Source organism: Leptospira alstonii serovar Sichuan str. 79601, from assembly GCF_000347175.1.
GTDB lineage: Bacteria > Spirochaetota > Leptospiria > Leptospirales > Leptospiraceae > Leptospira > Leptospira alstonii.
The window spans coordinates 1-23,381 of sequence record NZ_ANIK01000027.1 but is presented as its reverse complement, the minus strand read 5'-3'; the positions used below and the strand labels follow the sequence as shown (position 1 = coordinate 23,381).

Sequence of the window (23,381 nt, the reverse complement as noted above, 5' to 3'; positions counted from 1 at the left end):
AATTTTCAGATAGGCTTTCCAAGTCCCTTCTTTCATTCTACGTTTTATGCGTTGGAAATTTCCGAAATTTAAATCGGGTCAGTCGAAAAGATGGGAGTATCTGCTTCCGACGGGATCTTCCAAGGAAACCGAACAGATCGCAAAGAAGATTATCTCGGATTCCTATCTTCCCAAAACCCAAGTCCCGTTTTTGAAAATTCAACCCGGAAAAATTTTGCTCGAGAATGCGAACTTTAGACAGGCGCTTGAACTTTTGGTAAGAATTCCATGGGTCAGGGATTTTCGACTGAACCTAGGAATGTATCCGTTTAAAAAATCTTTTTCTTTCGAAGAATTAGAAACCTCTCTGCGCAAATCGGAAATTCTTCCGGAAAAATGGGCTCTTCGCTTTCGTTCCCAGATCAAAGGGCAAACCCAATGGACTCCCGAGGATCTCAATCGACTTTGGGAGTCGAATGTTCCTTTGGCTTCGTCCGAAAACGGAATGACGGAACTCAGTGCTCTTCTTGTGGAAGACGAAATCATTTTGAATATCAGTCTTTCCGGAGAACCTCTCAATCAAAGGGGAAGTTTTAAACCTCTTTCTAAGTCCGCTCCGATTCGGGAAGACCTTGCAAGATTTCTAATACAGAGAATGCACAAAATTCTTCCCAATCCGGACGGAATTTTTGTTCCGTTTGCGGGAACCGGAACCTTCGTGCGCGAGTCGTTGGATTCGATTTTGGGAGTCGGTTTTCCTCATTATTCGAGAAATTATTTATTTCAGGACATGGAGGAATTTCCGAGCGCGACCTGGGATTTTTTAAAAAAGAAAACCCTGAAAAATTCCCTTGAAAATCCGATCGGAATCTGGTGGAACGAGCTGAACAAAGAAACGTTCGAATATACGGAAAATAGAATGAAAGTATATCAAGATTTTATAAATCGATCCGGGTTTTCGGATTCTTTTCGTTTTGTTCAAAACGAAGGCGACTTTTTTTCATTTTCCCCGAAGGACGTCTGGACCGCATCCGGAAAACGCCAACGAGTCTGGATGCTTCTCAATCCGCCTTACGGACTTAGGTTGGAAACCGGTTCTTCGAACGGCTTTTATAAAAAATTGGGAGAACGGCTGAAACACTGGTGGGAACTTCCCTGCGAAATCAGCGGTTTGGTTCTTTGTCCGGACGAGGACTCTTGGTCCGTTTTGATCCGCAATATGGGAATCAAAACGGATACGATCCACGTCACCCACGGAGGTTTGGATTTGAGGGTCGTTTATTTTTGAATGTTTGAGTTTCTGAAAGAGAAGCCCAATTTATCGTTTTTGCTGCGGTCGAATCAAAATCGAATTCTTAGTTGAATTAACGTGAGTTTGGTGGTTGAAATCCGTTTTATCTTAGGTCAATTTTTTTCGTAAAAAAATGGATGTGGGAACTCTTACAAATCGTGGATTTACGATAAATTTTTTCATTATAAAATTTAAGAGTCTGTCGCAAAACTTAGAATGAATTATTTTTAAATCTTCAATCAAATGTGGGAACTCCCACGTACTAGGGATCAGTGGCAGATGTCAGGTTAAAATTTTTCCGATTTCGGGAAAACACTTAAAGAAATTTCCCTTTTTTGAGTTCGTCCAACATCGCGGGCCTGTGTTCGTATCGTAACGAAAATCGTTTTGCCAAAGACAAAACGGACTTTTTCCCTTGAGCCGAAGAGGCTACCAGTTCCATATTTTTTACGAGTTCCTTATATTGCGATCTGGACGAGATCGCGGCCGCTTCTTTTTCGATATAATCGATACCGATTTCGTGTTCCCTTGACGTTCCATCAGTTTGAGAAGTTCCTTTTTCCATTCGGTGACGGTTCCGGAATGTCTTAGTTTTTCCGCGATTTGAATCCCGTCTAAGATCAGTTTTTCTGCGTGCAAAAATTGTTTTTTGGAAACGACCTGGTCGAGAAAAATTTTCCTGATTTCCGGATGTTGAATGTACGGATTGAGGAAATCCATTCCTTCCGAAGTTTGTCCGGATTTTTGAAACAGTTTATAAATTTGAACGGCGATTCCTTCAATACGATACGGATTTTTTTGCGCGCGGTTCAATTCTTGTTCTAAAACCTCTTGAAGAAGTTTTTGTTGTTTGGAATCTAAATCCAAAGATATTAAAATATTAAAATATTCGCTTGAAAAACCGAAGTCCTGCGCGGTCTCGTTCCGATATAAATGCAGGCAGACTTCGAAAATTTCATCGGCCAATTCCGGATTTTTACGAATCGATTTTTCGATTATGTCAAATGTATCCGAAATCAGACCGCCCGTTATACCTGCGGAATCGTCCATTTGCAGAGCCGCTCGAAAAACGGTTTCGGCGCAGGCCCAAGCGATATACAATGCTTCTTTCGGTTTAACCGAATAGAGCCGCTCCGCCTTATCTAAAAATCGATTCATTTCCCGTTCGAATTTAAAACTGGATCGATAGTCTATAAAACCGGTCCCACCTGAAATCGAACGAAAAATTCTCATTGCCGTTTCCAGGTAGGAAGTTTTGGAATTAGAATCGGATTTTGAAAAAAAATGGATCAGTTCCGAATAAAAATCAGGATCGGCGTCCGCCTTTTCCAAGAGAAACTCTACGAGATCCTTATGAGTTACTTTAGAAAGAATTTCGGAAAGTCCGGGTTGTTTTTTTCCTTTCTTCTTAGGATGTGCGGAGTCGGAAAGGGCGATTTGTAAAACCGCAGCAACGCCGTGTTTGCAATAGATATCCATATCGTACGGACAATCGCAGATTACTTTCGCTTTTTTGGATTTGATATTTTCAATTCGCAATTCGTAGTCGCTCGTATTTCCAAATACTTTCGCGTAAAAACAATTCGATTTGGTTTCTACCAAATCGTATACGGCTCCGGCATCAAAAAGTTTCATTCCTCTTTCTACGATCGTATCCGAAGGAGCATATCCTACGGTTTTGCTTAAGGTTTCTCTCGCTTTTTTGAGATTGGTCATAGTTACACAACAACTTGAAATTAGTAAGTTTCCGTTTGAAATGTTTTCGAATCCATTCCTTATGTCCACGCCGTTCTATATTCTTATAATGAGTTTTTGAAGGTTTTTTAAATTATCCTACTATAAAATCGAGTATCGTAAATTTTCATCGCAAAACACTATTTCAACGCAAAATATTGGGTGGGGGGAATAAACTCGGAAGTTTTTTCTCTATTAGAAAATCATACTTTTTGCAAGTAAAAAGCCTAATCACTCGCCACTTGAAACGTTCGGAAACTCAAAAAGAATCTTACCGAAGAAAGTAAGAAGCGAGCCCACGCCGAAATACAAACCCATTGGAATCGGAGCCTTACGTAAACTTTTTCCCCTTTCCCGAAGGACGATCGTAAACAGGACCGCGGGAATATAAGAGGCGTTTAAAAAAAACATCCACCAGGGATGGCCCGCGATAAATGCGAAAACCGGTGCGAACAAAACGTCCCCGAAGCCGATTCCGTTCGGAAAGAAAAAAAACAAAATCAAAAACGCGAGGAAAAAACCGCCAAAAACGAACAACTCGTTCCAACCCGGAAGTTTTCCGTTTAAGAGAAACGTGGAACAAATTCCGAAAAGTAAAATCCAGGGAAGATTTTCATAATCCAAAGAAAAATGAAACGCATCGGTAAGACAAGAAATCAAAAGATGACCGCAAAAGAAGAGGAAAACGAAACTGAACGCCGGATTTTTCGTTAGATAAAAACAAAAAATAAAAACGCAGACGAAGGAAAATTCGATCAAGGGAAAAAGAAAACGGATTCTTCCATTACAATGTTTGCATCTACCCTTTGCGATAAAGTAACCGAAAACGGGAAGCAATTCCGGATAACGTATTTCCGCGCCGCAATGATCGCAGGAACTGGGACGTGTGAGAATTTCCTTCCATCTTTCGAAAAACGAGATCGATTTTCTTTTTTTACCGTAATAATATTCCAAAATTCGAAAGCCTAGGGTGACGTAAAAACTTCCCAGGGAAGCCGCGCCTAAACTTCCAAAAACGAAAAGGATCCAAAAACCGACCGAATCAGGCAAGCTGGACAAGAGCGGAGATTCCCCGTTTCAGATTCTCCCATTCGGAGGCAAAGCTGATTCGAATGTAGTTTTTGGAATCGGTAAAGATATAACCCGGAACGAGAATCAATTCTTTTTCCTTTACCGCCCTTAAGATAAAGTCTTCGTCCTTTTCCTTGATTTTTATGAAGAAGTAAAAAGCGCCTTCGCTTTTGGCGACTTCGTAACGATCCTTTAACGACTCGTAGACGAAGTCCCTTTTTTCTTTGTAGTCGGCGATGTAGGAACTCATGTCCGTCTTTAAGGCTTCGAGTCCCATCCACTGAGTTACGGAAGGAGCGCAGACGAGAGTGTATTGCTGAAGAGTAGTTAATGTTTTTATAATAGGTTCCGGAGCCAGGATAGAAGCCAAACGAAGTCCCGTCATACTGTAGGTTTTTGAAAAACCCGAAAGTGTGATCGCCTTCTCATAAAAGGAACCGACGGATATAAACTTTTTATCATAGTCGAAGAGTTCGTAGATTTCGTCGGAGATCAAGTAGGCCCCGGTTTTTTCGGCGAGATCGGCGAGCGCTTCCAGTTGTTTTCGGGAAAGTATTTTTCCGGTAGGATTGGAAGGGGAAGAATAGATGATGATTTTCAACTTCTTATTTGCAAATTCTTTCAGAGCTTCCGGTTCGAAAGACTCGTGAACCGTATTCATCTTTCCTCCGTAAATTTTGATATAAGCCGGATACATCAAAAAGTGAGGAGTGACTACGAGACATTCGTCTCCTTCGTTTAACAACGCGTTGAACAAAAGCAGAAACGCGGAACTGATTCCCGAAGTGACTAAAATTCTTTCGGGAGCTGCGTAGGAAATTCCGTTTCCATTTTTGTATTTTTCGGCGAGCGCGTTTCGGAGTTCGGGAATTCCTCCGGTAAGTGTGTATGCGGTTTTTCCGTCTTTCAAAGCCTTACATCCGGCGTCTATGATATTGGGAGGACAAGGGAAATGAGGTTGTCCGATGGAAAGATTGATCGGATTTTGAAGCGTGCCCGCAAGTTCGAACGCCTTGCGGATGGCGGAAGTATCCAATCCTCGGATGCGATCGGCTAAAACATATTCTAATGTACTCTGACTCATACTAAATCCTTTTTGAAATTTCTATTCGAGAGAACCACTGTAAAACTTCTTTCTAAAAAAGAATCTTCTCGAAAAACTAATTTGTGTGTCAAACATTCAAGCTGCGGTACACGCTTGATTTTATTTTCCAAAAGATTGAAAATGAAACGATGTTTATCGTTTCGACGGATGTTTTTTTAAAATCGGGAATTGGGGTTGCCAGAGGATTCTAAGGGAGAAACTTTGAGTTATGGAAACCGTAAAAATCGCCGGTCTGAATGTCCCCGTTTCAAAATCCGGAATCAATTCTGGAAATCTCGGATCCGATCTCGTCGAGACCGACTCCACAGTTCGTAACTTATCCAATATTCTTTATCCGTTGTCGGAAGGCAAACCCGTGCTTCTCGTCGGAGACGCCGGAGTGGGGAAGAACGCGCTTATCTATTACATCAATTATAAAAGAAAACATCCGACTTCTCGTTTCAGCTTTAACGAGGATACTCTTCCCGAAGATCTGATCGGTTCGTATCGAATCCTGATGGACGGAAGAGGGTTTGTTTGGTCCGACGGTCCGTTGACCGCGGCGATTCGTTCGGGGCAGAGTTTTGTCGCGGACGAGATGAACCTTTGTCCTCCTCATATTATCAAACGATTCTCCACGGTTTACGAGTCCGCCTATTTGGAGTTAATCGAAGGGGACGGTTCCAGAATTTACAGCGGCGACGGTTTTAATTTTATCGGAACTCAAAACCCATCCGAAGGTTTCGAGGGAAGAAAGCCGCTACCGTTCGACATCACTCGTTTTTTCTCCGTGGTTTTTATCGATCCTCATACTCCGGATGAAATTCTTTTTATATTAAAAAAACTTTATCCTGCTTTGAGCGAATCTTTGCTTCGATCTTGTATTCGAATTTCTTTGGAAACGGAAAATCGAGTCGTTACCGGTAAACTCGGAAAGGGAGATCTGGAAAAGTATCATTTCAATATTCGAAATTTGAAAAAACTTTGCAATCGTCTCTTGGGTTTAAAAGCGGACACGAGCGAACTTCAGTTTAGAGAATTTTGGAATTTTTACGTGGAACCTTTTCGCAAAAAAGAGGACAGGGATTTTCAGATCGAATTGTTGCTCGGCGAATCGGGTTTGAAAATGACTCCGGAACTTCCCGAACCGAGTTTTCAGATTCACAAGGGACTTTTGTTCTGCAACGATAAGGCGGTTCCCGTCCGGGACGAAAATCGCGCCAAAGAATTGTTAGGCGGGGTTCCTCTTCCTCTCAAACTTCGGGAATTCTCCGAGAAAATTTTTACGGCCGTTCAGTTTCAAGAAAACGTTTTGATTGAGTATTCGGAAGAACAGGATCCTCAGATTTTACTTCCTTTGTTCACCGAAATTTCGGGGCTTCCTCTGGAGACGGTCAGCCTTTGTAAGGGAATTCATACTTCGGATATCATCGGAGCCTTGAAACCGATCGACGGTTCCAAAGTGGATTGGGTGGACGGCCCTCTGACTCGCGGGATCCGAGAAGGCGGAAACATTCTCATCACGAACTTGGAAGCGGCGGGCGCGGAATTAGTAGAAAAATTGAATATGTTAACAGACGACGCGCGATCTCTCACGCTTCCTCCCGAAGCGGGAAGAAACGAACCGATCCAACTCACGGAAGAATCCAGAATCTTCGCGCTCAAACTCTTCCGCAAATCCAAGTCGACCGCGACGATTTCCAGGGCGTTTCGTAATCGTTTTACGAGTGTACTTTTTCCCGACCTCGAAGACGAATCCACGTTAACCGAAATTCTTTCCTTTTATCTTCCGGGCAACGGTTTGATTTTGAAGATGGTGGCCTTTCATACGAAGATCCGAGATCTAGCCAAAAAAAGAACGATCGGTTCCGCGAACCTTTTACCGTATCTATTCGGACTTTCTAATATTCTTTTTTGGAAGGATCATATTCTGCGTTACGCGGATGAGAAGGGCGGAGAAATCGGTCTCAAAGAAGTTGCGGTTCGAGGCGGAAAGATCGCTTACACAAACCAAATCGCCGATCCGAAGGAAAGAATGGAACTCGAAAAGATTTTGGACTTTCAAATGTCCGGCATCGAAGTCGAATCGGATTTCTTCAAGGTTCTTGAGGATAAGAAAAAAAAAACTCTGACAACGGCCACCGAAATTGAAAAGAAACGTTGGTGGAATCCCGAACTTCATAAACGAGAAGCGCTAACCGGTAAGGCCAAACTTCTCAATTCCGGAAATCCTCTCAAACGAGGAGTTGAAATCGACACTCCGGAAACGGGAGGTCAGATGAAAGAAGGGGCCGACGCTTGGTACGGTCAGGACACCCGAGGCAATAAAGGCCAAGGCGAACCCGCGGGCGGAGGCGGGGCCTGGGGTTATCGCACCGAAGAACTCTATAAACAATTTCTTGCCAAACGGAAAATTCTCTGGGATTACACGATTCAAGTTTCCTTGAAAGAATTCAAAGAAGTGTTCGGTCAAAGTCTGGAAGACATTGAGCTCAATCTGGACCGTCTTTTTGATCCCGAAATCGACATCACGAGAATGTATCGAAACGAAGGAAACCGTATCGATACTCGTAAATATATTTCCTTTTTATCCGGTAGAGGAGACAGTAAGGTTTTCGATCGTACGATCATCGATAAGAACGAGGAAAAACTGAAAGGTGTGGAAGTCGCCTTTCTCGTCTCCAAGTCCCGAAGAATCTTCAATTTCGAATATGCCGTTGCGGTGATCTCCGCGATGCTTTCTTCCGCTTATATCTTGAGAGAACACGAGGTCGATTTTTCGATTCACGCGTATTCGGATCGAAACAACAAAAAGGATCGTATCGATCTGATTCCGATCAAACGTCTGGACGAAACCTACGACGAAGTAAAAGAAGAAGAGATGTTTAATTTTCTCAGAACCGATTGGCAGGGCGATTCCGTGGAAGAATACCAACTCCTTGAAAAGGTGGAATCGTATTTTTCGTCCGAAGCACAGACTAAAATCGCGGTTATGATCTCCGATTTTCGGGGACAAAGAGGAAAGGCGGACGTTTCCGACGAGATCAATTCCAGGGACAATCGCAAACTACATGCAGAAATTCTAAAAAATCAAAATCGAAACTACGTCTTCTTAGGCGTGGGGCTTGGTAGGAGATACATCGCGGAACATCTGTTTCAAGATTCCATCCAGATCACTTCGGATAATTTTTACAATATGCCCAATCTGATCGGGACGGAACTCGGCAGGTTGATTTTGACTCATCATAGTATGAGAAATTGATGAGGACATTTTTGAGCGTCTTCGGGTTGCGTTTTCAAATTGCCGTAATCGATTGAAATGATCGTGAGTTAGGCGCTTTTGCTCATTCTTGTGAATTTTCTTAGGGTCGGCCTGTTTTTTTAAGCGGATTTCTTAAATGAGATCTCGAATTTGTGGTAGTTCCCACAAATTTCGTAGAAATCGTACCGTCGACCCGGATCGGCGCAAAAAAAGGATTCGATTGTGGGAACTCCTACGTTTTAGATGTCAGTGGATAGGGATCAGATGTCAGGTGTTTTTCTGTAATTCGGGAGTTCCTACTTTTACAAAAAACATCTAACCACTATTTCCTAATCACTATCTGAGTTCCGCAAATTTCGTAGAAATCGACCTTTGCCCCCCGAATCGACGTAAAAAAAGGATGCGATTGCGGGAACTCCCACGATAAGGTTTAACCGAGGATAAGATGATTCATAATGGGGACGAGAGATAAGAAAATCGATACAATCAAACCGGACGAAGTCGGTTTAAAAAAATAAGATGGCAAACAAAAAAGAAGAATCCGGACATTCACCTTTGGTCAACAAAAAGGCCAAGTTTAACTTCGAACTGATTTCATTCATCGAAGCGGGGATCGTATTGTCCGGATCCGAAGTCAAAAGTCTTCGCGAAAAAAAAGGAAATCTCACCGACGCATTTGCCAAGATCAAAAACGGCGAAGTCTTTTTAGAAAATTTCTCCATCACTCCGTATAAAAACGGAGGATACACAAATCATCCCGAAATTCGTCCGAGAAAGCTACTGCTTCACAGGAAGGAAATCGAAAAGTTGGATCGTCAGGTAAAAGAGAAGGGTTTGGTTCTCATCGCGACCAAGGTTTATTTTAAGGATAACCTTCGGGTCAAAGTCGAGATCGCGGTCGGTAAGCCGAAAAAGATACACGATAAACGGGACGACATGCAGAAAAAAGACGCGCAGCAAGAGATCGCTCGAGCGTTAAAATCCTCCAATCGTTACGAATGAGTTGCGAAAAGAATCAGGAATATCATGGCAAAAGCCGAAAAAAAAACGACCGTAGAAGAAGCCCTTCCGGTCAAAGCTCCCCGCAAAAAACCGGGAGAAAAAATTCCGGTCGTATCGATCGTCGGAAGACAGAACGTCGGTAAGTCGACCCTCTTTAACGCGCTGCTTAAAAAGAAACTCGCGATTACGGAAGACTATCCCGGTGTGACGCGTGACGTTCTTTCCGCGAGAATCTATCAGGAGGATAAGGATCTTGATTTTTATCTCTGCGATACTCCGGGGCTCGATATAGAAAATCCCGATTCGCTTTCCCAGTCCATATTGGAAGCTGCTTATAGACAGTTGAAGGAATCGGACGTGATCGTCTTTTTGCTCGATAAAAATCAGATCACCAAAGCCGACCACACGCTTCTGGGTTATTTGAGAAAAGAGGAAAAGGTCGCCAATAAACCGATCATCTACTGCGTCAACAAAGCGGACAAGGAACTGGACGAGTTCGATCTGGAAGAGTTTTACAGAATGGGTCTTGCCGAAGTTCTGCCCATCTCCGCGGTCGGAAGAAAAAATCTCGGACTATTACTTGAGAAAATTAAGTTTTTCTTAAGTGATAAACCGGGAAAGGTTTGGATCGAAAAAATCTCCGCTTCCAAAAAGAAGGAAGCACAACCGCTTCCTCTCGCCGAAGAAGATTACGAGTTCAGGCTCGCGATCGTCGGAAAACCGAATTCCGGAAAATCCAGTCTGTTAAACGCGATCTGCGGTTACGAAAGAGCCGTGGTCAGCGAGGTGGCCGGAACCACCCGCGACTCCGTGGACACTTTATTAGAATTCGGTGATAGACGTTTGTTATTGACCGACACCGCGGGGATTAGAAGGCACAGCAAATCCGCCGAGGCCTTGGAATTTTATTCGTATCAAAGAACGCTCAAAGCGATCGAATCGAGCGAGCTCGTGATTCATCTTTTGGACGCAAAAAAAGGATTCGGAGACTTCGATAAAAAAATCACTTCTCTTCTCCAGGAAAAAGGGAAACCGTTTTTGATCGCGGTCAATAAATGGGATTCCATCCAGGATAAAACCGATAAAACGTTCAAGGAATACAAGGAAAAACTCTATAGCCGTTTTCCGTTGTTAAACGAAGTACCGATCATCACGATCAGCGCCACCGAAAAACTCAGGGTTCAAAAACTAATGGATCTTTCCTTCGATCTTGCAACGAGATCTCGCAGAAAGGTCGGCACTTCCGAACTTAATAAAAATCTAAAGTCTTGGATGGGGCTTGCCGGAAGATCCTTTTCGGCTCACCAACCGCCTAAGATGCTCTATTGTACACAAGTGTCCACTTCTCCTTTTCATCTCATCCTGTTCGTAAATCATGTGGAATACTTTAAACCGAATCTGGTTTCGTTTTTGAAAAAGAAACTCACCGAGGCCTATGACCTTCAGGGAATTCCGATTCGATTGGAGTTTCGATCGGATCGAAAATGAACTTTTTCGTTTTTGCACTGCTTAGTTTTGTCGCGGGTTCGATTCCGTTCGGATATTGGATCGCGCTTCGTTTTGCCGGAATGGATATTCGTAAATTAGGAAGTAAGAATATTGGAGCCACAAACGTGGGTCGTTTGATCGGCTGGAAATTCGGATTTCCGGTGTTGATCTTGGACGTTGCCAAGGGAATGTTGCCCGTTTATCTTTCCGGAGTTTATATTCCCGAAGGCGGGGTTCCGTTTCAATTGGCCTGCGGCGCTCTTTCCGTTTTAGGTCATATGTTTTCTCCCTTTTTAGGATTCAGAGGAGGGAAGGGGGTCGCGACTACGTTAGGCGTCTTTTTAGTTTTGACTCCGATCGCCTGTTTGGGAGCGGCTTTCGTATTTTTGGTCGTTTATAAAATTTTTAAATTCGTATCTCTCGGATCAATTTTCGCTTCCCTAACTCTTCCGATCGTTTATGCTATTTCCTCGATTCTACTTTTACACGAAGAAGTTTCTTATTGGGTTTTAGGAACCATGATTTTCATCTCTATCGGGATCATACTGACTCATAGAGAAAATATACTTAGGATTTTAAATCAATCCGAGTTGTTTGCGGTCAAAGACGAGGATACAAAAAGTGATTCAGAGAGAGATCGACGATAACAAAACCCGCAGGGAAAAGTTAGAAGTCTTAGAACAATTTCTTCAGGATCATCCCGTATTCGAGATCGCGGATTTATACAAATGGCTTTATAGCGGAGAATTCGGGGAGGTTGAAAAACAGGAATTTTATTCGGATCAAGCCGAAGTTGTTCCCGAACTACAATCCATCCTGGACGACCTCAAATCGGAAGAAGGCAAACCTTCTCCGGAAAAAGTTTGGGAACCTCTCGGGTTTTCACAAAGATATCTTCTTATTTATCTGACACCTTACGCAAAACGCGATTATCCTCTCAAACGATTGGTCAATCTCATACAAAGATCCGCCGCGTTTCAGGGATATCGAATGAGATTCAAGTTGGATTGGATTATTCTCAAGGATCTCATCACGGAAAAAATGCCCGTGTTCACCAAACAGGAATTCAACGATTTCGAGGACCAAATCGGATTCCAGCAATTGCCTGATGTGGAACTTTCGAACACTTATAAAAGCGCGTATCCCGCGAGTTTTCGGATCGTATCCGCAAAATTATTCTACGAATACTTTCCCGAGTTCGTAAAAGAACAGAAAGGATTTTCACTTCTTATGAAGATGAAGGAAGAAGGCGAGCCTGAACTCGAAGTATCGCAGCAGAAACAATCTTTCGTGACGGAATCGGAAGAGCCTATCATTCAAAAAAAACACGCTCGAGATAGGCATCACGGTCATACAATGGAACGGGAAGAGGAAACGGAGGCGATTGAAATTCCGGAAAATTTCAATTTCGACGGTCTTTAAATCTTTTTTGTGCCGATGCGGAGGCGGGTACGACAAGATCTGAAAATTTTCCTTTGTAGGAAAATGGGACATGCGGGTTCTTGCGCGGAATTTCAGGTTGTTTCTACCGACGCGATTTTGGCTTTACAAAGTTCTAAATTTAGTGTTACGTTGAACAAAAAAGGAAATTCGCAGTCATGCTCAAAGAAATTAATTTTGCACTTCAAAGCTCCACGGGCGCCAGACAGTTTTCCAAATCCGAATTTACGCTTCGTAATATGCCCGACCGTTTGCATCCTCTTTCCGATTTGGAAAACGTAAACTCGGGAGCGAGAAACATCGCCAAGGTCGGAGTCAACACGGACGATCAAGCGACTCGTCGCGGTTATCTGATCGATTTGAACGCGTAGTTTATCGAATTCTTTTTAAGATCCATCCTATTGATTTCGAGAAATTCCTTTTAATTTAACGTAAAAGACTTTTCTAGCAGGGTTTCTACGTTCAGAGGGCGGACCTTATATTATAAACAATTTTTAGAATAATCGTTTAGAATCGCAAGGCAGGCGATGTTTGATTTGGATGAATTATCGGTTGCGCATTCTGAGAGAAATACAATAAAATCCGCACCACATCTTTCCGCAAAGTTCGATATCTCATCGTTAAGAGGTCCGGCATTGGAAATTGTACAGTTATTTAACATTACAAGAGCAATAATCATTTTTAATTTGTAATAAGATTTCATTCAATTGCCCTCTTGATTTCTAATTTCGTACTTCATACGTTATGTAAACGTATTTGTCGTCTCGTCAAGAGATTTTGAGTTTGTCTCAAAACGACCCATAGAAACGTGGGAACTCCTACATACTTGATGTTAGGGACGAGTGGCTAGGAATTAGGAGCAGCTGTATATTCTGTACAGAAAATAATAGGTGCTTAAGGAAGTTTAGAAAAACATTCAATAAGAATGAACTCTTCCTGCGAGAGAGAGTCGGGAACGGCTGGGGCAAACTCAAAATCGAACTCTTAAAACTCGTTCACTCCGAGAAAAGTTTCTCGGAGTGAACCTTGTGCTTTATGGATTTTATTTTCTCTTTAGAAACCGGATCCAAACTCGTTGCTGGTACGACCAGAACCGATCTTTGGAAGTTTTAAGACGGACTTTGATTTTTCAAAGTCCGTCCCCTAACTCATTCATTGGAACGCTATACAACAAAACTGTAAAGTATAACGGTTTTAATTGAGTTACTTCAATATACGCTCTCACCGAACCCCGCCCCCGGTAGGGTTAAGGATGGTAGGATGATAGAGGACGCGGCGTTCGGGTCATTTGTAGTTAAACCGGCGGCCGTAGAATGGAAGGTATATAGACTGTTGGCCCATCCGAAGATCAGATCCGTATACCCGTCTCCGTTTACGTCCCCTCCGGATAAGGGAGTGTAATTACTGACATTAAGGCCATTCATTACCATTGTGATTGTCGCAGCTGCTGTGGTCAGGGCGCCTCCGATTGGACCTGCAGTTGGAGTCATAAATACATGAGTTCTACTGTTAGGAGCCGTAAAGAGTTCAGAAATTACAACGTCCGCTCTTCCGTCCCCATTTAAATCCTGAACCGTTACTCCATAACCGAATTGACCCGTTAGCAAAGTTCCTGTAAATGTGAGGGGGGCCCCGCCTACACTGGCAGCGGTTGCAATCCCTCCGGCCCCTCCGGAGGTGAAAACGCCTACTTGTCCTTGTAAGGTAGCACCTAAGCTAAAGGCACAAACAACGGCGTCTGTAAAACCGTCTCCGTTTACATCTCCTGTAGCAATGTGAGTGCCTAAACCACCGACCGCCGCAGCGGAATTATTACCTAAAGTAGTCGCTGCAGGAGCCAATCCACCATCGAGGCCGGGGGTTCCGCCTGCGCCGCCCGTAGCCGTTGCACGATAGATGTACACTCGACCTCTTACACCATTAAAACCGGGAGAGCCGATGACTACGTCCGAGAAATTGTCACCGTCCGTCCTTCCCGTAGCAAGCGAGTAACCGAAACGATCTAGCCCGGTGTTCGCCGGATCCGTTCGAGTAAACGTAGCTGCACCTGCGTTGTTGGCCACAATTCCTGTCGCACCTGGGGAATGAAAAATATGGACTCGGCCCCTGCTACCGTTCCAATTGGGAGCTCCCGCGACTAAGTCGGCATACCCGTCTCCGTTGATATCTCCCGTCGCGAGGCTGGATCCAAAAGTGTCTCCGGCAGCCCCTCCGGTGATGATGGTAGACGCAAATCCGGCAAAGGTTATATTGATTCCCGCACTTCCGGAAGAATGAAAGATATAAACCCCACCGGTGTTTGCGTTTTGAGCGGGGGCTCCTACGATTACATCCGCGTATCCGTCCCCATTGATGTCGCCCATCGTAAGGCCTCGTCCGAATTCATCAGCCGCGTTTCCGGAAATAATGCGGCTTGCGGATGGGGCATTGGGAATCGTAATCCCGTTCGTTCCCGAAGAATGAAAAATATATACAACCCCGGCTCCGAACTGCGCGGAAATGAAATCCACGTATCCGTCTCCGTTGATATCTTTGTTCGTTCCTTTTCTTACACTAACCGTAGGTCGTAGCGCTACCGTAGTCATATTGTTCGAAGAATCTATAGCTCGTACGGTTATCGTATGTTGGGAGAAAGGACGCCAGGTTGCACCATCGGTCGGAAGTTTGTATTTCCAGGAAGTGGTTCCGGTTACGTTTACATTCGTAAATCCTCCACCGTCGACGGAAACTTCCACACTCGCAACGGACCTGTCGTCCGCAGCGGTTCCGATGATGAATCCGGATTCGATTACGGTGTTATTTCTCGCGTTTTGAATTGTGATAGTCGGCGGTGTTACGTCCGGCGCAAGTCCCGTGGTAAAAACCCAGCTAAAAGCGGGAGGAAGGGCTGTCATCGGATTGCCCTGAAGATCATTTACGTTTACTAGGGTAGCCGTATAAGTGGTTCCCGCATTGAGAGGTGTTCCTGCGTTGGGAACAAAAGTAGCCGAGGCACCGGAGCAATTCTTGGTAACTAAGATTCCGTTGTTGACCGTAAGATTCAAACTCGCGCAATCAATCGTTTCGTTAAAAGAAACCGTAATTGTAGAATTGGTAGCCAAACCGGTCGCACCGGGTAAAGGACTTACCAAAGAAATCTGAGGCGGAGTGGAGTCGGGAGCTAGGCCGGTGGTAAAAGACCAAATATAGTCTCCTCCATTTAAGGCAATATTATTGCTGTCGGTTACCGTATTTGCGATTTTTACCGTGTATGTTTGATTGAATGCCAATAACGCCGTTGGAGCAAAAGAAACCGTGTTTCCATTGCAGTTGATATTGATGTCCACTACGGTAGCCGGAGTCAAAGGATCATCATCCAAAGTGATTCCTCCAATCGTACCGCAACTGATCGTTTCGTCAAAAGCGATACTTACTCCCCCGTTGACGGCTACGCCTAACGCGCCGTTTGCGGGTGTCACGAGCACAACGTTCGGAGGAGTGAGATCCGGCCCTGGACCGGTTCTAAAATTCCAAGTAATCGGAACGAGGAAATTATTAAATAAGTCGGTAGGGTTTGCGTTGACTTCCACCGTATAAAGCGTATTGAAAGCGAGAGTGGGATTGATGAGAGGGTCCGGTATCCAAGTAGCCGATGTTCCAAAACAGTTTACACTTCCCGCCAGATATACACCGGGTGTAGCCTGCAGTCTCAATCGGAAAGAGGCGCTGTTAACTAAGGTACAGTTCATCGGTTCGCTGAAGACGATGGTAGGATTGATATTAACTCCCACATCAGTTGCGCCTGCGGCTGGAGCGGTAAAAGAAACCTGAGGCTGAATTAAATCGGGAGCCGGTCCTGTCGTAAAAGTTAAGGGAGGAACGGCTGTGAGTGGGTTGTTAAACAAATCGGTAATTGCGGCAGAAATGATGGTGAGAGTGTAAACCTTGTTAGGCGCCAGAGGAGCCAAGGGAGTGAAGGTAGCGGTGGTTCCCGTAGTACAACCCGGAGTTCCAGCTATTGTTCCGGGCAGAAGAGGATTATCATCCAAAACGATATTTCCCGGAATCGTAGTACAATCGACCGGTTCGCTAAAAGCGATGCTCACCGCGCCGCCAGTCGCAATGTTTTGTGCGTTGGGAGCGGGACTTACAAAAGTAACCGTAGGAGGAGTCGCATCGGGAGCAGCTCCCGTAGTGAAAGTCCAGTTATACGCATTGGGAAGCGGGTTATTGGCGAGATCTTTTGCCGTCGATAGAAGATCTACTTTATAGGTTGTATTGAATGTGAGGCCGAGAGGATTTGTAGGATTTAGGGTTACGACGGAACCCAAACAGGCAACATTTGCAGGTTCTTGAATATTGGTAATATTGTTTTTCAACGTAAGGATCGTGTTATCAAGAGAAGTACAATCCATGGTTTCCGTAAAGGAAACTTGAACGGAAGTATTATTGGGAACTAAAGTCGCTCCGACTGCTGGAGTTCTTAGAGACAGGGCGGGTGCGACTGCGTCAAGAAGGGAAGAGGTTGTAAAATTCCAAACGGTTTCTTCCGAAAGAGAAGAACCTTCCGCCGATTTTATATCTTTTGAAACGCGAACCGTATAAACTTTGGAAGCGGCCAGTGGGGAAGTAGGATTGAACAAAATAGTTTTTTCGTCGGATGTGATCGTTCCGGGGATGACAGCGTTTCCCTGAGTAATTTGAATGGATTGGGATTGAATGCTGGAGGAATCCAATTTTTGACTGAAACCCACTTGTACGGATGTGTTCAACGAAACGCCAGTGACATTGGGCCCGGGAGAAATTTGAGAAACGCTGAACGTAGAGGACGCCGTCTTAGAATCGCCGAAATCCAAATAGGCAAGAAAGGGAATACTTGAATTTTCTTTTCCTTGAACACAACCGATGCTCCCGAAAATTAAAATGGAAAAAGAAATAAGAATTTTTGCGTATGCGTTCATAGAAAGCTCCAGCGATCACAGTGTTGTATTAAAATTAGCTTTAGAAAAAATTTTAAAATGAATTGAGACTTTGGACTTTTCACTTGAGTGATGAGAGAAGAATAGCTCAGTTCGGGCCTAAACACCAATTATGTTATAACTTGATATTTATTTTTTAACCGATAAGTTGAACTATCGAGTGAATGCCGCTTTGGCTTAAGGATTGTCTACAGTAAGTAACACTTTCTTCGTTAAATCCTATGGATTCTCTAGAGATTTAAGTGTACATTTCTGGAAGTATTGAAATCTAAGCTGAATTCAATGAAGAAAAGAGGGCATTTGGATAGAAGAGGTCAAAAATTCTCAATTATAGGCCGTATGTTTTTATAAAGATGGAATCTCTAAAAACTTTCGTCTCGATATTTGGATAAGTACAAAACGTTCTTCTATAGCATTCTATAATATAGATTTGAAAAAAATGCATGTTTTAGAGGCTCCCAAGAGAGGAGAGTTAAATTTGGCAGAGAATCATTTTCCAGATGAATATAAATCTATACAAAACTTCCGATGAAACCTTTCTGGAAAGAGAAATTTTCGGATAATCATGGATCGTTTTTTTATCAGCGTTTGGATTTGGACCTGTTTTTGGATTGTTGCCGTGGGGAATTTCTCACCGATTTTCGGCGAAGGACTACCTCAATATAAGTTCGATATTACAAATGCGAAAGCGATTGCAGCAGAAATTCCGAAGGAATTTTCGCATTATGTTGCGACCGCAGGCAGCAACATTGAGCTTCAAGCGCCGTCCAGTCCTTGGATGCAAGGGCTGGATTCACCCAATCTTTCAACCGCCGAACTCACGTTGCCTCAGGTACGAATTCCTTTGGACGAAGGGAAACGATTGGAGCCGGGCGAACTTGCGGAGAAAAAGGAAGGTTGGTATGTGACGGCCGTTCCGCTTTTGAGTTCCGATCCTGTGAGAGGGCAGGGTGGTGGAATTCGCGCCAGTATATTCTTCAACGGAAAAAAAACCGATTTATACTATGAGTACGAGGCCTATCGAAGTAAACTTACGTTTCAATTGTTTCAAACCAATGAAGGGGTAAAGAATCATTTTATCCAGTTCGATTCTCCTTATATCTTCAATACGGCGTTTCGATGGAAGAGCAGCCTTAGTCTGGATTACAATCCGAATTCTCAATATTTTGGGATCGGGGAATCTTCCCTTCAATCTCTTTCCTATCGTCCGAGAAATCTTCCGGAAATCGGTCGGATAACCAACGCACGTTTTGATGCTTACGAGGCGTCTCAATCCTACACTCGTCCTTCTCGTTCGGAAATTTTTCCTACGGTAAGCGATCAGGGATACAATCAATATCTGTTCAATTCGACGACTCTTTTTAACGGCATCGATTATACTTTTTGGAGGGCTTGGAAATGGGTGATCGCAAACGAAATTTCCAAGAATATCATCGGTCATTCCGACGGAATCTGGAATCTATCCAAGGATCCTTACTTTGCGGGAAGTCTTTGGGAAACCGCGGTTCCGAACGGGGAATCAAAACTGACGGAAGACTACAAGGCGGGAAAAATCAAGGGATATAACGGCGGAGATATCGTTTATTTAAGAGCGGGTATCGCTTACGACACCCGTGATTTCGAGCCGGATCCGGATAGGGGAATATTAGTAGAATTGAATATGGCGAACGTTTCGAAACGCACCGGTTCGGATTTTAATTACAATAAAATTTTCTTTCAGACGAAATACTTTTATAAGATTTTTCCAAGTGTTTTTGAAGAATTGGTTTTTGCGACGAGAGGCGCGTTAGGTTATACTTCTTCCGCAGCCCCTTTTTCCGAAGTGAGGTACATGTGGAGTTTGGACGGAACCATGACCGGCATCGGGGGCCTTCAGACGATGCGCGGTTATCGCCAAGATCGTTTTGTCGCTCCCGTGGTCGGTTTCGGAAGCGCGGAGTTTCGATGGAGATTTGCCACATTCAAAATATTAGATGAACTTTTTACCTTGAGTTTCGTTCCGTTTTACGACGTAGGTCGCGTTTGGGATTCCGAAAAAAGAATCAACCTTCAAGGTTATAAACATTCCTGGGGAGGAGGACTTAGAATCATCTGGAATCAGGCAACGGTGATCCTGATCGACTTTGCGAAGTCGCGGGAAGATACTCAGACGTTCGTGGATTTCAATCACGCATTTTGAAAGATCCCATCTCTTTTTAAAACGACAATTCCAAAGTATATTCCAAAATTTTAAACCGATTTTCTAAAACGAATAAAAAACGGATCGTAACCCATCGCCTTCCAGAAGGAAACGGCATTTTCGTTTTCGGTGATCGCCCTCAGTTCGATACTTTTGAAAGACTGATCTTTTGCCCAGGATTCGCAGGCGAGAACCAACGGTTTCATGTAACCCGATTTTTGTTTTCCGCGTTTGGTAACGGCCAAGTCGATAAAAAGAATTTTCTGCTCTTCAAGATAAGGTTTGTCTTCGGTTCTGGCAATCAGGATCGAAACGAGTTCTTCTCCCAAAAAACCGCCGAGTAGAAGGACTTTTCCCGTACCTCTCAGCTTTAGATAAACGTCGATCATCTTGGTTCCCGCGCGAGGACGAATCTTGAATATTCCGTCCAATTGGAATGAATTGACGAGACGAAAGAATTGATTTACGATTTCGATTGCGGCTTCTCTATGTTCCGGAAGAAGATTGGCGATTTGAAATTTTCCTGAGTTCGTTTTGGATTTGGTCATAACGGATGGGGTCGATTTCGGATCGGAAACCGATTTTCTAAGAATTCAAAAAGTTCGTTTATTTGCATCCAATATTTTGCGGATTCAAATCGTTGGGTATTTCTTCGGATTTTACATGCAAAACCCTTTTTCGAGGGAACTCTACGACGAATCGTTAAAGCTTGCATAGTTTATAAAAAAGAATACTCTCTCTAAAAAATAAATAGAAACCATTTGCAAAAGGGATTTACGCGTCCGAGCTATAAATCTTAGATCCCGTTTCAAGTCTCGTGTTATTATAAATCCAATTCTTTGAATTTTCATTTTTCCGATCCAATGGAACGGAAAAGAATTTCCTAAAATAGTTTTTCAGATAAAATACGAAGCCAAACAATCGATTGAATCCGAATACGATAAATTTTTCTTTTGAAGCGATTTTATTCAAAAATAAAATTTTTCCCAAAAAAACCTGAATCGGTTTTTATCCTATTTACGAATCCATTTTCGAGTTCAAAAATGAGATGCACTGGGATCCCAAAACGGGAAATTGAGTATATTGAAAATTCGTAATCTTGAAAATTCGAATCGGTTTTTTGGTCGATCGTTTGTAAGATTTAAAAAACATCGTTTCTATCTTTTTGAAACCGTACGGATTCTTGAAACGAAACCAAATTTGCTTTTTTATCGGAGGCTTAAAAAATATGACTTTGACCCAAGAAGAAATGGGTGATCTGGTCGGACCGTTGTCCATCAGTATCGCCACGAGAGACGCGGAATTGAAACCTCATTTCGCACGAGCATTCGCAATTCGAATGAGTGAGGACCAAAAACATATGACCGTAATGGTCCCGAAGGCGGTTGCAGCTCCGTGTTTGAAGGATATAGAAAACAACAAGTTGATTGCTGCTACCGTTGCACACATGGCTAATTTTAAAACCCGCCAGTATAAAGGAACGGTTCAGGAAATAAAAGATTGCACGGAATCCGATTACGAATTGATGAAAACCGTCCGAGAGGCGGGAGCGGAAAACAGCGCGCTTTTTTTCGGTCCTAAGGCCGGAGAAGGTTGGAGAAAATATATCATCCATCCGGCGCTTGCCATTACCTTTGAGTTGTCGGAACTTTTCGATCAGTCGCCCGGAATTAAGGCAGGAGAAAAATTGAAATGATCCCAGAAGATTTACAACCTTGTTTACAGGGAATCGTTCCCAGCATCATGGTAACTTGTTCGAAAGAAGGGATTCCCAATGCGACGATCGTGAGCCAGGTCTATCAAGTGGACGCTACTCATTTGGCTATATCGAATCAATTTTTCGGAAAGACGCATAAGAACGTCGTTGAAAACAAACACGCGATCATTCAGGTTTTAAATCCAGAAGATCTGGAACCTTGGCTGCTCGATATCTATTATCAGAGAACGGAAACCGATGGCGAATTGTTTGAGGCTATGGAAATGCAACTCGAAGCGATCGCTTCGATGTCCGGAATGAGCGACGTATTTAAACTCAAAGCGGCCGATATCTTCGAAGTACGTTCCGTGCGGAAATTTACGGAAGCTAAGGAGCCTTAATCGTGTCAGACAACCAAGAAATCGAAGATTTCAAAAAACAATTCGTCGAAAATCAGAAAGGAATCGAAGACCTCAATCAGAAACTGCATAGAAAGACCAGGGAGGTCGAAATCATCCAGTCCATTTCGGCGGAGATTCTCAATACTTTGGATCTTGAGAAAATTTTCGACCGGATCATGATGGTAATGGATGAAGTCTTCGGTTTCAAACACGCTATGATTTTGATGGTGGAAGAAGGCACCGAATCTCTTAGCGTCAAAGCGAGTCGAGGATACGAAGACGGCGGCGTGGGCGCCAAGGTTGAATTCGGCCAGGGTGTGATCGGCGTCGTTGCGAAAAGAAAAAAGATCATGCGTATGGTCGGAATTACTACGCAGATGCGTTATGCGGGACAGATCGGACAATCCATGGGAAGGGAGGAAAAACAGATCGAACTTCCCGGTTTGAAGGATGCAAAAAGTCAGATCGCAATTCCATTGCTTGTCAAAGATAAGCTGCTCGGTGTTTTTGCCGTGGAAAGTTCGGAGATGAACGCATTTAAACTTTTGGACGAAGTGATCCTGAGCGTTGTAGGGAATCAGATCGCGGTAGCGATCGAAAACGCAGCCGCGTATCATACTCAGCAACAATTGTCGGAAGCCTACAGCCGTTTTGTGCCGAAGGAGTTGTTACCTCTTCTCGGTAAAAAATCGATTTTGGAGGTTCAATTGGCCGATCAAACGGAGGGTTTGATGACCGTGATGTTCTCCGACATTCGCGGTTTTACGACACTTTCCGAAAAGATGACTCCAAGCGAGAATTTTCGATTTATCAACGATTATTTGGGAATGATCGCCCCCGTAATTCGGGAACATAACGGTTTTATCGATAAGTTTATCGGAGACGCGATTATGGCGATCTTTCCGGCCCGTGCGGAAAATGCGGTCGAGGCGGCTTTAGCCATGCTCGGCGCGCTTAAAAAATTCAACGAACTTCGAAAAAATCAAAACCAGGACCCCATCGATATCGGCATTGGAATTCATACGGGTCACTTGATGCTCGGAATTATAGGTCATGAAAATCGTATGGAAGGAACCGTAATCGGTGATAGCGTAAATCTTGCTTCTCGAATCGAGGGACTTACGAAACAGTTCGGATGTTCGATCATTGCGAGCGAAGTTACGATCGCTTCTCTTCGGGACGCGAGTCGTTTTGCACATTCCTTTTTGGACGAGGTAACCGTAAAAGGAAAGTCTCAGCCGATCAAGGTTTATAAGATCGAAAATCGCGGATGAAACTAAAGTAGGACTCTATGGATCGCTATTTCTTAGCTTTGCTAAGAGCCAACGCTTTCGCATTGCAGAACTAAAGCGCAAGCGTTTCAAGTGGCGAGTGATTAGGCTTTAGGACTTTACGTACATAACATACAACTGTTCCTAATTCCTATCCACTCGTCCCTAACATCTAATATGCAAGTGTTCCGACAAGAATGGAGCTTTTTACTTGCAAAAAGTATGATTTTCTGATAAAGAAAAATCTCCCGAGTCTTCCCGCCCTCCTATTTCGCGACCCGTAGGAAGCGAAATTGAGTTAAACCTTTCGCGACCCGTAGGAACGCGATCCATAGAGAGCCATAACCTTACCCACAAGTTAGGTTTTCGTGAGTAATTTAAACATAAACCCGATTTCCATAGCTCTCATGAGGCCTTTAAAAATGGTAAGGGGGCCCGGAGGAGCATCGGAATTGCGAGCCAAGTGCCCGCCTAATTTAGCAATCCACAGTAAGACGGTTCCTAACTCGGGTTCTTCCTTAGGAG

Annotated in this window: 17 protein-coding genes and 1 pseudogene; 11 read left to right on the top strand and 7 right to left on the bottom strand. The window is 43.7% G+C overall.

From position 1 onward, the window contains the following. Positions 1 to 46 precede the first annotated feature (46 nt). Positions 47 to 1,267 (top strand): hypothetical protein, encoded by a 1,221-nt coding sequence (locus LEP1GSC194_RS05715; RefSeq protein ID WP_020772709.1) that lies wholly within the window; start codon positions 47 to 49, stop codon positions 1,265 to 1,267. A gap of 319 nt (positions 1,268 to 1,586) precedes the next feature. Here the strand turns inward: LEP1GSC194_RS05715 and LEP1GSC194_RS23355 are convergent, their stop codons facing one another. The 4 genes from LEP1GSC194_RS23355 to LEP1GSC194_RS05700 all read right to left on the bottom strand — a co-directional run bounded on the left by LEP1GSC194_RS23355 (position 1,587) and on the right by LEP1GSC194_RS05700 (position 5,159). Continuing rightward, positions 1,587 to 1,712, bottom strand: coding sequence for a hypothetical protein (locus tag LEP1GSC194_RS23355; RefSeq protein ID WP_020772714.1), 126 nt, complete (start codon positions 1,710 to 1,712; stop codon positions 1,587 to 1,589). 5 nt (positions 1,713 to 1,717) lie between these two features. Further along, on the bottom strand, positions 1,718 to 2,986 hold the full coding sequence (locus LEP1GSC194_RS05710) for an SWIM zinc finger family protein (protein ID WP_020772705.1): 1,269 nt from the start codon (positions 2,984 to 2,986) through the stop codon (positions 1,718 to 1,720). A gap of 249 nt (positions 2,987 to 3,235) precedes the next feature. Next, positions 3,236 to 4,063, bottom strand: a complete 828-nt coding sequence (locus tag LEP1GSC194_RS05705; RefSeq protein WP_020772711.1) for a prepilin peptidase — start codon at positions 4,061 to 4,063, stop codon at positions 3,236 to 3,238. Next, positions 4,047 to 5,159 (bottom strand): pyridoxal phosphate-dependent aminotransferase, encoded by a 1,113-nt coding sequence (locus tag LEP1GSC194_RS05700; RefSeq protein ID WP_020772731.1) that lies wholly within the window; start codon positions 5,157 to 5,159, stop codon positions 4,047 to 4,049. Before LEP1GSC194_RS05700 ends, LEP1GSC194_RS05705 begins: the two co-directional genes overlap by 17 nt. A 229-nt stretch (positions 5,160 to 5,388) precedes the next feature. Between LEP1GSC194_RS05700 and LEP1GSC194_RS05695 the strand changes: the two genes are divergently transcribed. The 6 genes from LEP1GSC194_RS05695 (at position 5,389) to LEP1GSC194_RS05670 (ending at position 12,722) form a co-directional block, all read left to right on the top strand. Further along, positions 5,389 to 8,421 (top strand): AAA family ATPase, encoded by a 3,033-nt coding sequence (locus LEP1GSC194_RS05695; protein ID WP_020772719.1) that lies wholly within the window; start codon positions 5,389 to 5,391, stop codon positions 8,419 to 8,421. Between the two features lie 519 nt (positions 8,422 to 8,940). Continuing rightward, the gene (smpB, locus tag LEP1GSC194_RS05690) at positions 8,941 to 9,423 is read left to right on the top strand and encodes an SsrA-binding protein (RefSeq protein ID WP_020772706.1); all 483 of its coding nucleotides are present in this window, start codon (positions 8,941 to 8,943) and stop codon (positions 9,421 to 9,423) included. Positions 9,424 to 9,447: 24 nt separating this feature from the next. Further along, positions 9,448 to 10,911: a ribosome biogenesis GTPase Der gene (gene der, locus LEP1GSC194_RS05685; RefSeq protein ID WP_020772710.1), complete on the top strand. Its 1,464-nt coding sequence runs from the start codon at positions 9,448 to 9,450 to the stop codon at positions 10,909 to 10,911. Further along, a complete protein-coding gene (plsY, locus tag LEP1GSC194_RS05680) occupies positions 10,908 to 11,558 on the top strand; it encodes a glycerol-3-phosphate 1-O-acyltransferase PlsY (RefSeq protein WP_020772729.1) in 651 nt (216 codons plus the stop codon). Before der ends, plsY begins: the two co-directional genes overlap by 4 nt. Beyond that, the gene (locus LEP1GSC194_RS05675; RefSeq protein WP_020772707.1) at positions 11,533 to 12,333 is read left to right on the top strand and encodes a hypothetical protein; all 801 of its coding nucleotides are present in this window, start codon (positions 11,533 to 11,535) and stop codon (positions 12,331 to 12,333) included. Before plsY ends, LEP1GSC194_RS05675 begins: the two co-directional genes overlap by 26 nt. 176 nt (positions 12,334 to 12,509) lie before the next feature. Next, positions 12,510 to 12,722 carry a hypothetical protein gene (locus LEP1GSC194_RS05670; RefSeq protein WP_020772713.1) on the top strand — a complete coding sequence of 71 codons (213 nt, stop codon included), beginning with the start codon at positions 12,510 to 12,512 and terminating at the stop codon, positions 12,720 to 12,722. Positions 12,723 to 13,559: 837 nt separating this feature from the next. On the opposite strand, the gene LEP1GSC194_RS05660 is transcribed toward LEP1GSC194_RS05670, so the two are convergent. Beyond that, positions 13,560 to 17,291 carry an Ig-like domain-containing protein gene (locus LEP1GSC194_RS05660; RefSeq protein WP_020772718.1) on the bottom strand — a complete coding sequence of 1,244 codons (3,732 nt, stop codon included), beginning with the start codon at positions 17,289 to 17,291 and terminating at the stop codon, positions 13,560 to 13,562. A 583-nt stretch (positions 17,292 to 17,874) separates the two neighbouring features. Between LEP1GSC194_RS05660 and omp85 the strand changes: the two genes are divergently transcribed. Then, positions 17,875 to 19,488 (top strand): Omp85 family outer membrane protein, encoded by a 1,614-nt coding sequence (gene omp85 / locus LEP1GSC194_RS05655; protein WP_020772723.1) that lies wholly within the window; start codon positions 17,875 to 17,877, stop codon positions 19,486 to 19,488. Positions 19,489 to 19,538: 50 nt separating this feature from the next. Here the strand turns inward: omp85 and LEP1GSC194_RS05650 are convergent, their stop codons facing one another. Continuing rightward, complete coding sequence (locus LEP1GSC194_RS05650) at positions 19,539 to 20,036, bottom strand: GNAT family N-acetyltransferase (protein ID WP_017810102.1); 498 nt, start codon at positions 20,034 to 20,036, stop codon at positions 19,539 to 19,541. 680 nt (positions 20,037 to 20,716) lie between these two features. Here LEP1GSC194_RS05650 and LEP1GSC194_RS05640 point away from each other — a divergent pair. From LEP1GSC194_RS05640 to LEP1GSC194_RS05630, 3 genes are read left to right on the top strand one after another with little or no spacing between them, the layout of a single operon-like run. Further along, positions 20,717 to 21,184: a hypothetical protein gene (locus LEP1GSC194_RS05640; protein ID WP_020772715.1), complete on the top strand. Its 468-nt coding sequence runs from the start codon at positions 20,717 to 20,719 to the stop codon at positions 21,182 to 21,184. Next, positions 21,181 to 21,585 carry a pyridoxamine 5'-phosphate oxidase family protein gene (locus LEP1GSC194_RS05635; RefSeq protein ID WP_017810097.1) on the top strand — a complete coding sequence of 135 codons (405 nt, stop codon included), beginning with the start codon at positions 21,181 to 21,183 and terminating at the stop codon, positions 21,583 to 21,585. Before LEP1GSC194_RS05640 ends, LEP1GSC194_RS05635 begins: the two co-directional genes overlap by 4 nt. Positions 21,586 to 21,587: 2 nt before the next feature. Next, on the top strand, positions 21,588 to 22,859 hold the full coding sequence (locus LEP1GSC194_RS05630) for an adenylate/guanylate cyclase domain-containing protein (protein WP_020772722.1): 1,272 nt from the start codon (positions 21,588 to 21,590) through the stop codon (positions 22,857 to 22,859). 355 nt (positions 22,860 to 23,214) lie between these two features. Here LEP1GSC194_RS05630 and LEP1GSC194_RS05625 read toward each other — a convergent pair. Next, positions 23,215 to 23,381, bottom strand: a pseudogene (locus tag LEP1GSC194_RS05625) (IS4 family transposase); the annotation flags it as partial.